The 13,279-nt window shown below is 72.1% G+C and carries 14 protein-coding genes; 7 read left to right on the forward strand and 7 right to left on the reverse strand.

From position 1 onward, the window contains the following. Positions 1 to 111 precede the first annotated feature (111 nt). The gene (gene egtD, locus GA0074692_RS08715) at positions 112 to 1,077 is read left to right on the forward strand and encodes an L-histidine N(alpha)-methyltransferase (RefSeq protein WP_091641496.1); all 966 of its coding nucleotides are present in this window, start codon (positions 112 to 114) and stop codon (positions 1,075 to 1,077) included. A 228-nt stretch (positions 1,078 to 1,305) separates the two neighbouring features. After that, positions 1,306 to 1,893: a TMEM165/GDT1 family protein gene (locus GA0074692_RS08720; protein ID WP_091641500.1), complete on the forward strand. Its 588-nt coding sequence runs from the start codon at positions 1,306 to 1,308 to the stop codon at positions 1,891 to 1,893. On the opposite strand, the gene GA0074692_RS08725 is transcribed toward GA0074692_RS08720, so the two are convergent. The 3 genes from GA0074692_RS08725 to GA0074692_RS08735 all read right to left on the reverse strand — a co-directional run bounded on the left by GA0074692_RS08725 (position 1,886) and on the right by GA0074692_RS08735 (position 4,740). Continuing rightward, entirely contained in the window at positions 1,886 to 3,205 is a 1,320-nt protein-coding gene (locus GA0074692_RS08725) for an MFS transporter (protein ID WP_091641503.1), read from the reverse strand. The two genes, GA0074692_RS08720 and GA0074692_RS08725, sit on opposite strands and share 8 nt — an antisense overlap. A 49-nt stretch (positions 3,206 to 3,254) precedes the next feature. Then, positions 3,255 to 3,950 (reverse strand): TetR/AcrR family transcriptional regulator, encoded by a 696-nt coding sequence (locus GA0074692_RS08730; RefSeq protein WP_425413382.1) that lies wholly within the window; start codon positions 3,948 to 3,950, stop codon positions 3,255 to 3,257. Between the two features lie 106 nt (positions 3,951 to 4,056). Beyond that, positions 4,057 to 4,740 (reverse strand): TetR/AcrR family transcriptional regulator, encoded by a 684-nt coding sequence (locus GA0074692_RS08735; RefSeq protein ID WP_091641510.1) that lies wholly within the window; start codon positions 4,738 to 4,740, stop codon positions 4,057 to 4,059. A gap of 76 nt (positions 4,741 to 4,816) precedes the next feature. Between GA0074692_RS08735 and GA0074692_RS08740 the strand changes: the two genes are divergently transcribed. Next, positions 4,817 to 6,109, forward strand: a complete 1,293-nt coding sequence (locus tag GA0074692_RS08740) for a DUF4386 domain-containing protein (RefSeq protein WP_141725200.1) — start codon at positions 4,817 to 4,819, stop codon at positions 6,107 to 6,109. Positions 6,110 to 6,247: 138 nt separating this feature from the next. On the opposite strand, the gene GA0074692_RS08745 is transcribed toward GA0074692_RS08740, so the two are convergent. Next, entirely contained in the window at positions 6,248 to 6,772 is a 525-nt protein-coding gene (locus GA0074692_RS08745) for a GNAT family N-acetyltransferase (RefSeq protein WP_091641518.1), read from the reverse strand. 86 nt (positions 6,773 to 6,858) lie between these two features. On the opposite strand from GA0074692_RS08745, the gene GA0074692_RS08750 reads away from it, so the two are divergent. Continuing rightward, positions 6,859 to 7,224, forward strand: a complete 366-nt coding sequence (locus tag GA0074692_RS08750; protein ID WP_091641523.1) for a DUF1622 domain-containing protein — start codon at positions 6,859 to 6,861, stop codon at positions 7,222 to 7,224. Further along, on the forward strand, positions 7,221 to 7,508 hold the full coding sequence (locus GA0074692_RS08755; protein WP_091641527.1) for a hypothetical protein: 288 nt from the start codon (positions 7,221 to 7,223) through the stop codon (positions 7,506 to 7,508). Before GA0074692_RS08750 ends, GA0074692_RS08755 begins: the two co-directional genes overlap by 4 nt. Positions 7,509 to 7,648: 140 nt before the next feature. Here the strand turns inward: GA0074692_RS08755 and nhaA are convergent, their stop codons facing one another. Continuing rightward, positions 7,649 to 8,971 carry a Na+/H+ antiporter NhaA gene (nhaA, locus tag GA0074692_RS08760; protein WP_091641530.1) on the reverse strand — a complete coding sequence of 441 codons (1,323 nt, stop codon included), beginning with the start codon at positions 8,969 to 8,971 and terminating at the stop codon, positions 7,649 to 7,651. Between the two features lie 210 nt (positions 8,972 to 9,181). Next, positions 9,182 to 11,038 (reverse strand): polysaccharide biosynthesis protein, encoded by a 1,857-nt coding sequence (locus GA0074692_RS08765; protein ID WP_091641534.1) that lies wholly within the window; start codon positions 11,036 to 11,038, stop codon positions 9,182 to 9,184. A 200-nt stretch (positions 11,039 to 11,238) separates the two neighbouring features. Here GA0074692_RS08765 and GA0074692_RS08770 point away from each other — a divergent pair, with 200 nt between their 5' ends. Further along, positions 11,239 to 12,426 carry a YveK family protein gene (locus tag GA0074692_RS08770; RefSeq protein WP_245730238.1) on the forward strand — a complete coding sequence of 396 codons (1,188 nt, stop codon included), beginning with the start codon at positions 11,239 to 11,241 and terminating at the stop codon, positions 12,424 to 12,426. After that, a complete protein-coding gene (locus GA0074692_RS35820; protein ID WP_245730239.1) occupies positions 12,309 to 12,686 on the forward strand; it encodes a tyrosine-protein kinase family protein in 378 nt (125 codons plus the stop codon). The genes GA0074692_RS08770 and GA0074692_RS35820 overlap by 118 nt, the downstream gene beginning before the upstream one ends. Here the strand turns inward: GA0074692_RS35820 and GA0074692_RS08775 are convergent. Continuing rightward, a complete protein-coding gene (locus tag GA0074692_RS08775; RefSeq protein WP_091641538.1) occupies positions 12,667 to 13,218 on the reverse strand; it encodes an arsenate reductase/protein-tyrosine-phosphatase family protein in 552 nt (183 codons plus the stop codon). The two genes, GA0074692_RS35820 and GA0074692_RS08775, sit on opposite strands and share 20 nt — an antisense overlap. Between the last annotated feature and the right edge of the window lie 61 nt (positions 13,219 to 13,279).

Raw genomic sequence — 13,279 nt, forward strand, 5'->3', positions numbered from 1 at the left:
CGGCCTGCCCCCTGGAGCAGCGCCACGCCGACCGGGACGCGGGCGCCCGACGCACACCGATTCGCACCTCCCCGGCCAGCGGCCGGATCAGCAACTGGGAAAGGGACAACCATGAGCGCCGACCCCTTGGAGATCCACCTGGACGAGCGGGACCTCGCCCGGAGCCTGCGCGAGGACGTCCGGGCCGGCTTGACCGCCAACCCGAAGTGGCTGCCGCCGAAGTGGTTCTACGACGCCCGGGGCAGCGAGCTGTTCGAGGAGATCACCCGGCTGCCGGAGTACTACCCGACCCGGGCAGAACGGGCCGCGCTGGTGCGGCACGCCGCCCGGATCGCCGAGGTGACCGAGGCGAAGACCCTGATCGAGCTGGGTTCCGGCTCGTCGGAGAAGACCCGGCTGCTGCTCGACGCGCTCAGCGACCAGGGCACCCTCGGCACCTTCGCCCCGCTGGACGTGTCGGTGAGCGCGCTGCGCCAGTCCACCGCCACCCTCGCCGCCGACTACCCCCGGCTGCGGGTACGCGGCATCGTCGGGGACTTCACCCGGCACCTGGACCGGCTGCCCACCGGCGGCCGGCGACTGGTCGCCTTTCTCGGTGGCACCATCGGCAACCTGCTTCCCGACGAGCGGGCCGCCTTCCTCGGCGCGATGCGCGCCGCGCTGGAGACCGGGGACTGGCTGCTGCTCGGCACCGACCTGGTCAAGGACCCGGCGATCATCGTTCCCGCCTACGACGACGCCGCCGGGGTGACCGCCGAGTTCGACCGCAACGTGCTGCGGGTGGTCAACCGCGAGCTGGGCGCCGACTTCGTGCCCGAGAAGTTCCGGCACGTGGCCCACTGGGACGCCGAGCGGGAGTGGATCGAGATGCGTCTGCGGGCCCAGCGGCCGATGCGGGTTCGGGTGCTCGACCTCACCGTCGACTTCGCCGAGGGGGAGGACCTGCGGACCGAGGTGTCGGCGAAGTTCCGCCCGGACGGGGTGGCCGCCGAGCTGGCCGCCGCCGGCTTCACCGCCGAGGAGTTCTGGACCGACCCGGACGGGCTCTTCGGTCTCACCCTGGCCCGGGCCTGCTGAGCGTTTCCGCTGCCTGTGACCCACCCGATGGTAGCGACCACGACATGATCGGGTAGGCTTGCCGGCGCGAAGGGGAGTAGCCCCCAATGTCGTGGTCGACACACTGATGCTCCGGCATCCGGCCACGCGGCCCCGTCCCGGGGCGGGCGAGACCTTCGACTCAGGCTGTCAACAGCCGGGTCGAGGGCGCCCCTGTTCCTCCTCCCGGCCTGATCCGGAAGGACGCCCATGGAGGGCTTTCTCGTCGCGCTGGCGGTCAGCTTCGGCGTGATCTTCGTTGCCGAGCTGGGGGACAAGTCCCAGCTCATGGCCCTGACCTTCGCCACGCGGTTCAAGACGGTCCCGGTGCTGATCGGGATCACCGTCGCCACCGCCGTGGTCCACCTCGTGTCGGTCGCCATCGGCTACGGCCTCGGCGCGACCCTGCCCACCGGGTGGATCGCCCTCGTCGCCGGTATCGCCTTCCTCGGCTTCGGCGCGTGGACGCTGCGCGGGGACACCCTCACCGAGGAGGAGAAGCGCAAGGCCGAGCGGAGCACCAAGTCGGCGGTGTTCGCCGTGGGCGTGGCGTTCTTCCTCGCCGAGCTGGGTGACAAGACCATGCTCGCCACCATCACCCTGGCCACCCAGTACGGCTGGTTCGGCACCTGGATCGGCTCGACCATCGGTATGGTCGCCGCCGACGCGCTCGCCATCGTGGTCGGCCGGATGCTGGGCCGCAAGCTCCCGGAGAAGACCATCAAGTACGGCGCCGCGATCCTCTTCGCGATCTGCGGCCTCTGGCTGATTCTCGACGCGGTCAACCAACTCACCTGATCGGCCCCTCGTTGCCCACCGGGCCGTTTTCTCGGCTCGTCCCGTCCGGGGCGAAGGCCACCTCCCGTTGCCGGGAGGTGGCCTTCCTGCTGAGCACCTGGGCGAGGAGCAGGGTGATGATGCCGGCCACGACAACGGTGAGCAGGCCGACGCGCAGGCTGGTCAGGTCGGCGACGGAGCCGACCAGGGGCGGAGAAAGCAGGAAGCCGGCGCGCAGCAGCCAGCTGACGATGGTCAGGCCAGTGCCCGGGGACAGGCCGGGCAGTTCGTCGGCGGTGTGCATGGCGGCGGGCACGAGGGTGGCGAAGCCCAGCCCGGCGAAGGCGAACCCACCCAACGTGGTGCCCACGGTGGGCACGGCCAGGGCGGCGCCCATACCGACGGCGGCGAGCGCCGCGCCGGCTTGGGCGACGGCGCGCTGGCCGAAACGGTCCACGACGCGGTCGCCCGCCAGGCGGCCGAGGGTCATGGCTCCCTGGAACGCCACGACCGCCAGACCGGCGACGGCGGCGCCGGTGTGCAGATAGTCGCTCAGGTAGATGGCGCCCCAGGACGCGCCGGCATCCTCCACCAAGGCCCCGCAGGCGGCCAGCGCGCTCAGCGCGGCGAGCATCCGCACGGCGGGGCCGGCGAGCGAGCGTCGGCCCGGGTGATGGTGTGCGGGCGGCGCGCCGGGATGCCCGTCGACGGCGGCAACGTCCTCAGCCTCGGTGGCTCGCTCGGCGTCCTCCGGTCCGGGCAGCAGGAAGCGGTAGGCGACCAGGGCGACGAGGCTGAACGTCACGGCCGAGATCCCCAGGTGAATGGTGAGGGGAACGTCGAGGCCGGCGGCGGCCGAGCCCATCAGGCCGCCGAGTACCGCGCCGATGCTCCACACCCCGTGCAGCGAGTTGAGGATCGAACGCCGGTAGCGGCGCTGCACGCGCAGGCCGTGGGCGTTCTGCGCCACGTCGACGATCGAGTCGAGGGCGCCGACGACGAACAGCACGGCGCCGAGAGCGAACCAGTTCGGCGCTGCGGGGATGGCCAGCGTCGCGCTGGTGGTGATGACGATGCCGAACGCCGCCAGCCGGGCGGAGCGAAAGCGGCGGATGGCGGCACCAGCGAGCAGCCCGGCCAGCAGGGCGCCGATCGAGTAGCCGGCCAGGGCGGTGCCGAGCACGGCGTTGCTCAGCCCGAGGTCGGCCTTGATCTGCGGATAGCGCGGGACGACGTTGAAGAACACGGCGCCGTTGGTGAGGAACAGCGCGGCGACGGCGGCGCGGGCCCGGCGCACCTGGCGGGGCGGCGGGGCCAGGGTGGAGGCGGACACGGCGATCTCCCGGTGCGTGCAGGAATGAGGTGGGACGTGCGCCGACGGGTCAGCGCAGGTACCGCTCGATGGCGTGGCGGACCTGCGCAGGCGTCATGGGGTCCGTCGACAGCGCGCTGTGCAGCGTCAGGCCTTCGATCAGGGCGTCGAGCTCGCGGGCGGTGGTCGGGTCGAAGTGGCGCTCCAGGGCTTGGCGGCTGCGCTGCATCCATGCCTGCGTGACGGTGCGTAGGGCCTGGTTACGCGCCGCCGCCGTGTACAGCTCCACGGCCAGCACGAGGTCGTCCTGGGGCCCGCCGATCAGGTCGTCGCACACCAACGCGATCACCGCCTCGATTGCGGCGTCGCGGTCGGCGGCGGATGCCAGCCGCTGGTCGAACACGGCGGCAGCTGCGGTGGCGTGCCGGGTGAACGCCGCCACGAGGATCTCGTCAAGGCTGGTGAAGTGGTAGGTCATCGACCCCAACGGCACGTCGGCGACACGGGCGATCTCCCGATGCGTGGTGCCGACCACGCCACGCTCGGCGATCACGGTGAGGGCCGCGTCGATCAGACGGTCGCGGCGATTCGGGTCGTGCCGGCGAGGTCGGCGTGGTGTCGACGTCCCACTGGTCGTGGGAGCCTCGCTCATGGCGCACCGGCCCCGATGGCGCGTACCACGCGGGCCGGATTGCCCACCGCGACGAACTCGTCGCTGCCAACCATCATGGGTACGACCGTACACAGGATGTGTACGCACGTACATAGGGCGCCGAGGTCCACGTCCCGAGGATGGTCTTCCGACGGAAGGGTCCGTCGTCCGGCGGTGGGACCCCGCTCGGCCGGGCAGCTTCACCGCCGGGTCCGGCGGCTCACGACGGACGCGTGGTGCCGTGCACCGCCAGCGCGTCGAGGATCAGATCGAGGCCGAATTCGAACTGCCCGCCGAAGTGGTAGCCGGGCTGCTGGACGTGCTGCGTGGCGAGTTCGACCAGATGCGGGTACTCGCCGGCCGCGAAACTCTCCATGATCGTTTCCGTGACCGCGTTGGCGGAGTCCGCGTTGTCGAACGGCAGCGACGCCTCCTGGAGCACGAAGCCGTAGACGTACGCGTCGACCAGCGCGTACGCGTGGGCCGTCATCTGCAACGAGAAGCCCCCGGCCCGCAGCGTGCCCAGCATGGCGTCGTGATGGCGCAGGGTGGCCGGCCCGGGACTGGTCCGGCTTTCGACCAGGGCCAACGCCCAGGGATGCCGGGTGAGAACCGTGCGGGCCGAGAGCGAGCGCCGACGCACCTCGGCACGCCAGTCGCCGCCGACCTTCGGCAGTTCGATCTCTGCGAAGACCCCGTCGACGAGGGCGTCGAGGAGCTCGTCCTTGTTCTGGATGTAGTGGTACAGCGACATCGGCTTGGCGTCCAGTTCCGCAGCCAGCGACCGCATGGTCAACCCTCCCAGGCCGCGCGCGTCGGCGATGCCGACCGCAGCCTGCAACACCCGCTCGCGGCTGAGCTGCCGTACTGGTTCGCCCGACTCCCGGGCCCGTCTTCCTGGCATTGCGTTGACCCCCCCTTGCCACCCAAGGTTATCGTACTTAGTACCCCTTACTTAGTACGAAGCCTTGGAGGCGAAGATGTCCCTCCGCGTTGCCGGCAGACTCGTCGGCGCGTTCTTCCTGTTGGCGTTCGTCTGCTACGGCATCGGCAGCGCTCTCGCCGGGCAGTTCGCCGGGACGGCGCTCGTGGTGCTGAACTCCGTCATGGTGGTGGCCATCGGCGTGCTGGTCTTTCGGGCGCTGCGCCGACCGCAACCGGGAAGCGCCTGGACGTACCTCGTCGCGCGTGGCGTGGAGGCGTTCCTGCTCACCGCCGGGATCGTCCTGCTGGACCGGGTCGGGGCCGGCGCGGCCGACATCGCCTACCAGGTGGCCATGTTGTCGCTGGCGCTGGGCAGTCTGCCGCTCTGCCTGGCGCTCCGTCGGCGGCGCTGGCTGCCGAGTTGGCTGGCGATCTGGGGACTCGGCGGATACCTGCTGCTGGCGACGGGCGCGGCCGCAGAGCTGATGGGGGCCAGGGTCGGACTCGTGCTGGCGATCCCGGGAGGCCTTTTCGAGATCGTCTTCGGTCTGCTGTTGCTTGCTCGCGGCTTCGCCCCGTCCACCGTGGCGCATCCGGGCGCCACCCTCGACGGGGCGTCGAGCGCGGAGGCGGGCGGCGACTCCCGGGCGAGTCGGGCGGCGTTGGCCGCCGGGCTCGGCCTGCTGTTGATGGCGGTTCTCGCCGGGCTGGCCAACTTCGGCGTCGTAGAGCGGATGGTCTCCACCGACGCTGCCGGGACCACCACCCTTCTGCTGTCGAACGGGCGGGCGCTTGTCCTGGCCGTCGTCGCCCTGTGTGCGGTGGTCTGCCTCGACGTGCTGGTCGCTTGGGCGCTGCGGGCGTTCTTCGCCGACACGCACCGCACCGTCCCGCTGCTCTCGGCCTGGTGCCGCACCGTGTACGCGGTCGTCTTCGCTGTCGCGATCACACACCTGATCGCTGCCGCTGGTCTCCTGCGTGACGATCCGGCGACCGACCGGATCGGCCCCGGCGTGTACGCGCAGATCAGCGACTTCCAGGAGATCTGGAGCCTGGGTCTGATCCTGTTCGGCGTCCACCTGCTCCTGATCGGGTGGCTGGCGTGGCGGTCTCCGTCTGCGCCGACCTGGTTGGCGATGCTCGTGGCGATCGCCGGTGCCGGCTACCTCGCCGACTCGATCGGAGCACTGGTCTCGGCCGCGTACACGATCGAGGTCGCCGCAGTCACGTTCGGCGGTGAGGTCATCCTCATGGGGTGGCTGCTCGTGTTCGCCGCGCGCTTGCACAGCCCCCACCGGTCCGAAGTGGACGGTCGCGACGCCCGACAGGCGCAGCTGGGGGCGGCCTGAGGGCCACCTCCGATCAGCGAGTTGCTCACCGGCTCTCACCGCCCGCTGGATTCTTCGGGACCACCGATGTGGCCCGGCTGCCAGCCCGGGATTCCCAGCCGGTGAAGGCCGCGCCCGGAGCGGGGAACTGACTGGTGATCAGGTGCTGATCCAGTACCGCCGGGTGGCGCCGAGTTCGGTGTCCCGGACGCCCTCGAGGGCGCCACCGCAGCGCTCGATCGTCTTCGCCGAGGCGACGTTGTCCACCTCGCAGGCGATCAGCACCCGGTCCAGGCCGACTGCCCGTGCCTCGTCGAGCATTCGGCCCAGCGCCCAGGTGGCCAGGCCCCGCCGGCGCGCGGACGGCCGGATGCCGTAGCCGATGTGACCGGCGACCCGGAACAGGAAGTCGTCGAGTTCGTGCCGCAGCGCGATCCCGCCGAGCACCTGGTCGCCCTCGACGACCCAGCGGTACGTGCACGGCACCCGGCCGGCTTCCAGCGGTCTCGTCCGGTCCGACTGATCAGCCAACCGGGCCACCCAGGCCGCGAACCCGGCCGGGGAGTCGACCTCGTCGGACGGCCGCAGCCCGAAACCGTCCTCGTGGACGCCGGGGCCCCACTCGCGGTGCGCGTCGAGCCAGGCGGCGTGCAGCCGGACGGTAGGCGCGATCAGTTCGGGCACCCGCCGACGGTAACGCCCCGCGCCCGTGCGTGATCGACCTGGTCGAGGCGGCGACTACCGGGGGCAACGGCGGGTAACGGTGGCCGGTGAGCCCGGAGGAGATCCTGCGCGGGGGCGACCAGGTGGTCGTCGCCCTGGTGGAGGTCGCCGGGGCGGTGGTCATCTTCGTCGGCGCGTGTTGGGCGGCGGTGCGGTTCGTGGTCGAGGGACTGCGGCACCGTAGTGCCGCCGTGTTCACCCCGATCCGGCTCTCCCTGGGTCGCTTTCTCACCCTCGGGTTGGAGTTCCAGCTCGCGGCCGACATCCTGCGGACGGCGATCTCCCCGACGTTTCCCCAGATCGGGCAGCTCGCGGCGATCGCCACTATCCGGACCGCGCTGAACTACTTCCTGCGTCGGGAGATCGCCCAGGAGCAGCGGCAGGTCGGCGTTCCCGGCCGGTCCGAGCGGTGATCCGCGCGGCGGTCACCGCGCTCGGGGCGGGCGCACCGCTCTGTGCCGGGGTGGTCCTGCTGGCCACCGGGGCGTGGCGTACCGCCCTGCGGATCCTGCTCGACCTGCTGACCGCCGCCGGGTTGCTGGGGTTGAGCGGAGCCCCGGGCTGGGGTGCCCTTGCCGGCGCGGCGTCCGTCGTCGCGTTGCGCCAGCTGCTCTGGGCAGCCCTGGCCGCGCCACCACCTGCCGCCGACGGCGTACCGGACCCGCACGACGACCCGGTGTCGGCCGCCCGGCGCTGACCGGCTCTGCGCCGACGGCCTCCGGGCGCGGGCCGACGGGCCGAAAACGACCCGCCGGCAACCACCAGCGTCGGCAACGACCACCCGCGCCGTGCCAAGGGGGCGCCCGGCGCGGCGGACACGTGGCGTGGACGCGCCGGTCAGTTCGGGGCGGCTGGACGCTGCTGGTAGACGTCAGGGACGCCATCCTGGTTGTCGTCGCGCCGGTCCTGCTCGTCGATGCGCCGGTAGACCGCGTTGCGGCGGACCAGCAGGATCGACGCGACCGTGGCCGCGACCAGGGAGCCGGTCAGCACCCCGGTCTTGACCTTGTCCTCGGCGGCCGTGCCGGCGCCGAAGGCCAGTTCGCCGATGAGCAGCGACACGGTGAAACCGATGCCGGCCAGGCAGGCGACGCCGAACAGGTCGGACCAGCTCAGCTCGCGGTCGAGTTCGGCGCGGGTGAACCGGGCCATCAGCCAGGTCGAACCGAACACCCCGACCGCCTTGCCGAACACCAGCCCGACCGCGATGCCGAGCACGACCGGGTCGGTGAGGAGACCGCCCAGGTCGGTGCCGCGCAACGAGACCCCGGCGGCGAAGAACGCGAAGACCGGCACGGCGACGCCGGCCGAGACCGGGCGCCAGCGGTGCTCCAGGTGCTCGGCCAGGCCGGGGCCGGCGCCCCCGCCGAGCACCGGGACGGTGAAGCCGAGCAGTACGCCGGCGATCGTGGCGTGTACCCCGGAGGCGTGCACCAGCGTCCAGGTGGTCACCGCGAGGGGGAGGAGCGCCCACCACCAGGTCTTGCGCCGCTGCACCAGCAGGGCGAACGCGCCGATCGGCAGCAGCGCCGCGAGCAGCGGTAGAAAGCTGAAGTCGGCGGTGTAGAAGATCGCGATGACGACGATCGCGAGCAGGTCGTCGACCACGGCCAGGGTGAGCAGGAACGCCCGTAGCCCCTGGGGCAGGTGCGAGCCGATGACCGCCAGCACGGCCAGGGCGAACGCGATGTCGGTGGCGACCGGGATGGCCCAGCCGCGCAGCCCGTCGGTGCCGCTGACCAGCATGATCCCGATGTAGAACAGCGCCGGCATCAGCATGCCGCACATGGCGGCCACCACCGGCAGGGCGGCCCGCCGGGGGTCGCGTAGCTCGCCGGCGACGAACTCCCGTTTCAGTTCCAGGCCGACCACGAAGAAGAAGACGGCCAGCAGGCCGTCGGCAGCCCAGGTGGCGAGGTCCAGATCGAGGTGCAGGGCCTTCCCGCCGGGCCAGGGAACCCACCCGCCGAGTGTGGCGTAGCTGTCCGCCCAGGGGGAGTTCGCCCAGATCAGGGCGAGGACCGCGCCGAGCAGCAGCAGTCCGCCGCCGACAGTCTCGGTGCGCAGCACGGCGCCGAGGAAGCGGGCCTCCGGCCAGGAGGAGACCCGGGTGAACAGGCGGCGCTCGCTGGTGGGGGGTGTGGGGTGGCGATCGTTCATCGGCGGCACTCGTCTCGGCGTCTGGGGTCGACAGGGGGACCATCGCCGACCAGACTTCCCGGCACACCGCCTCCGACCCTAGACGATCCGGGCCGCAGTCTGCGAGCGGTGCGACACGGTTCACCAGGGCCGCGGTCAAGCGGTGCGACGCGGTTCACCCGGGCCGGGCGAACAGGCGGTCGCAGCCCCGGGCGACCACGCCGCCGCTGCTCAGCGGGGGAGCGGGAGCGCCGCTTCCGAGTCGGTCCGGACGCAGAGGGCGTCGAGGCGGTTGACCACTTCCGCCGGATCCGCGTACGGGTCGATGGTCTGCGTCTCCGCCGGGGGCAGCGCCGGCACCGGCACGTGTGAGACGAGCGGGTGCAGCGGCCGGCTGTCGACCTCGCCGGGGCCGAAGAGGTCCTCGTGCAGCTTCTCGCCCGGCCGCAGCCCGGTGAAGACGATCTCGGCGGGGTGCGGGGCCTCGGCGGCGAGCCGGCGGGCCACGTCGGCGATCCGGACCGGTTCCCCCATGTCGAGGACGAGCGCCTCGCCGCCCCGGCCGATGCGCGCCGCCTGGAGGACCAGGTGCACCGCCTCATGCACGGTCATGAAGTACCGGGTCACGTCCGGGTGGGTCACGGTGATCGGCTGACCGGCCTCGATCTGCGCCCGGAACGCGTTGAGCACCGAGCCCCGACTGCTGAGCACATTGCCGAACCGGACGCTCAGGAACGCCGCGTCGAGCCGCTGGGCGTAGTGCGCGGTCAGTCGTTCCGTCACCCGCTTGGAGTAGCCCAGCACGCTGGCCGGCCGGGCCGCCTTGTCGGTGGAGATGTTGACGAACCGGGCCACGTCCCGGCACGCCTCCAGCACGTTGAGGGTGCCCAGGACGTTGGTCTTGACCGCCTCGCCGGGGTGCCGTTGCAGCAGGGTCAGGTGCTTCAGGGCGGCGGCGTGGAACACGACGTCCGGCTGGCGGTCGGCCACGATCCGGGCGATGCCCTCGGCGTCGCGGATGTCGGCCAGGATCAGCTCCGGCCCGTCGAGCAGGGCGCGACCGTACAGGGACATCTGGAGCGCGTGCAGCGCGGACTCGTCCCGGTCGAGCATCATCAGCTCGCCCGGCCCGTACCGGGCGATCTGCCGGCAGAGTTCGGCGCCGATCGAGCCGCCCGCCCCGGTCACCAGCACCCGCCGTCCGGCCAGCCCGCTGCCCTCGACGGTCAGCTCGGCGGCGCGGTGCGCGCGGCCGAGCAGGTCGGTGAGCTGGAGATCCCGTACGTCGGTGACTGCCACCGGCCGTTCCAGCAGTTCGCGGACCGGGGGCAGCACCTTGAACGCGGCTCCGGTTTCCAGCGTCCGGCTGCGTACGTCGCGCAGCAGGTCGGCGTCGGTCCCGGCCATCGAGAAGATCACGGTGGTCGCGCGGGTGCGCCGGACGACCTGCTGGATGTCGGCTCGTCCGCCCAGCACCCGCAGACCGTGCAGGCGCAGCAGGCGGCGGTCCGGGTCGTCGTCGAGTAACCCGACCGGCAGGTACCGGCTGCGCGGGTCGCCGAGCAGGGCACGGACCAGTCGTTCGCTCGCCGCGTCGACGCCGTAGACCAGGGCCCGGCTGGCTGGTTGGCCGGGCCGGTCCCGGCGGTCGCGGTGGTGGCGGTAGCCGGCCCGGGCCGAGACCATGACCAGCAGCGCGACCGCACCCCCGACCAGCGGGGTGGTGGCCGGCACCGGCCGTTCGGTCATCGGCAGCAGCGAGGCCAGCATCGCGGTGACGGCCAGCGTGACGGTCGCCGCCAGGCACCGGGCCTCGTCGGCGCTGCCCACCGGGTGCCGTCCGGCGACGGTGAGCCAGAGCTGGCTGATCCCGGTGTGGACCACGGCGCAGACCAGCGCGCTGGCCAGCACCAGCACCGCGTGCCACGCGGTGAGGTCGAACTCGAACCGGGTCCACGCGGCGGCCATGAAGCCGGCGACCCAGGCCAAGACGTCGAGCGTCAGCAGGGAGATGGTCGCGGTACGTCGGGTCACCCAGTCCCGGTGTGGCGCGGGACGGTCCGGGCCGGTGGGGGAAGCGTGGTCCATCTTGTGCCCTCGAAAGTTGGTGAGTACTGGTCGGACCGGCATTGAGGGGAATGCCACCTATTTTGCCGATTTATCAACTACATTCGGCGAGATGGCGCTAACGACCGGTGAGCGGTCTTCATCCTGTCACGGGTTATGTCCAGTTTGGGGGATTTCGTGCAGTTCAACCACGTGCTGATCGGTGTCCGGGGGCGCGCCTGATGGACCTCCGCACCTACCTTCAGCTCATCCGCCGCCAGTGGTGGATCGTGCTGGCCACGGTTCTGGTCGCCCTCGGGGTGGCCGGCTACCTCACCGTCCGGGCCGAGCCGCGGTACGTGGCGTCGGTGACCTTCTTCGTCACCACGCCGAGCCAGGGCGTCACTGACGCGTACCAGGGCAACCTCTGGCTCCAACAGCGGGTCAAGTCCTACGCCGACCTGCTGCGCAGCGAGCGGCTCGCGCGCGCCGTCGCCGCCGACCCGGCGTTGGGTCTGACTCCCGCAGGCGTGCAGGACCGGGTCGACGCCTCCCTCCAGACCGGCACGGTGCTGATCGAGGCGAGGGTCACCGACACCGACCGGCAGCGGGCGCTGCGGGTCGCCCAGGTGGTGGCGGTGAAGTTCGCCGACCTGGTCAAGACGGTCGAGACACCGCCGGAGGGACGCTCCTCGGTCAAGATGGAGGTGGTCAGCGGTCCCGGGGTGGGCGCCGAGCCGGTCTCCCCACGGGTGGACCGCAACCTGCTGCTCGGCGGGCTGCTCGGGTTGCTCGCCGGGATCGGGCTGGCCGTGCTGCGAGGGCTGGTCGACACGCGGCTGCGCGACGGGGAGACACTCCAGCGCGCGACCGGAAGCCCGCTGCTCGGCGAGATTCCCTTCGACGCGGACGCGCGTACCTCGCCGCTGATCGTCGGCGACGCGGCGACCTCCGCCCGCGCCGAGTCGGTCCGCAAGCTTCGTACCAACCTGCGCTTCGTCGACGTGCACGAACCGGCTCGGATCATCGCCGTGACCAGCGCGTTGCAGGGGGAGGGGAAGACCACGCTCTCCTGCAACCTGGCCATCACCCTCGCCGAGGCGGGGTGGCGGGTGCTGCTGGTGGACGCGGACCTGCGTCGCCCCCGGGTGGCCGAGTACCTCGGACTGGAGCAGGGCATCGGCCTGACCGACGTGCTGCTCGGTGACGTCCAGGTCGGTGACGTGGTGCAGCGCTGGGGGACCGGTCCCTGTTGGTGCTCCCCAGCGGCTCCAACCCGCCGAACCCCAGCGAGCTGCTCGGCTCCAAGGCCATGGCGGACCTGCTGCTGGCCCTGCGCGACTCGGCGGACATCGTCATCATCGACACCGCTCCGCTGCTCGCGGTCACCGACGGGGTGGTGGTGGCCGTGCAGGCCGACGGCGCGCTGATGGTCAGCCAGCAGGGCCGGACCTCCCGCAACCAGGTCGCGCGGGCGGCCAAGGCGCTGCACTCGGTCTCGGTGCGAACGCTCGGCTGCGTGCTCAACATGGCCCGGGTGGCCAGGTCCGACGCCTACCAGTACGAGGCGTACCGGGTGGCCACGGGCCGCCGGGGCGTGCCGGCGGACCGGGCCACCGCCCGCCGCGGCATGGGTAGCCGGTCCGGTGTCGGTCAGGCCGCCCAGGAACTCACCCGGCTGCCGCGATGAGCACGCCGATCGGCGCCATCGACCGCTCGATCTCCTCGGCGCACCGCTGGAAGTCGGCCGCCGTACCGCCGATCGGATCCACCAGGTCGTCCGCGTCCGGCCTCGGTTGCAGCCGGCTCCGCGCCTGGGCGGCGGCCTCCACCGCCGCCCGGACCGGCCGACCCGCCGCCCGGCGCGGCGGGTCGGCCACCGCGGCGAGCCGGGCGAACTGGCGCAACGTGAAGGTCCGGTGCACCGTCGCCGGGGCCAGCGCCACGCAGACCGCGCGTTGTCGGCGGGTGGCGGTGAGCACCAGGGCGGCCTCGGTGAGCTGCTCGGACTCCAATCGCCGGCTGCGGAAACCGCTCGCGTCGATCCCCCGGGCGGCGGTGATGACCGCCGCGTACGGGTGGATCGGCCGCCCGGCGACGGCATCGGTACCGGCACTGGCCACCGTCACCGGCCACCGGTCCAGCGCCCGCCGGGCGAGGTACTCCGCCATCGGCGACCGGCACAGGTTGGCGTGGCAGACGAACAGCACCTGTTCGGTCATCGGGGCCCCTCGTGTACGGCGCGTTTCGGACCCGGCCGTGCCCGGTGAGGGGCGGCGGTCG

Origin of the sequence: Micromonospora pallida, from assembly GCF_900090325.1 — a bacterium.
Lineage (GTDB): Bacteria > Actinomycetota > Actinomycetes > Mycobacteriales > Micromonosporaceae > Micromonospora > Micromonospora pallida.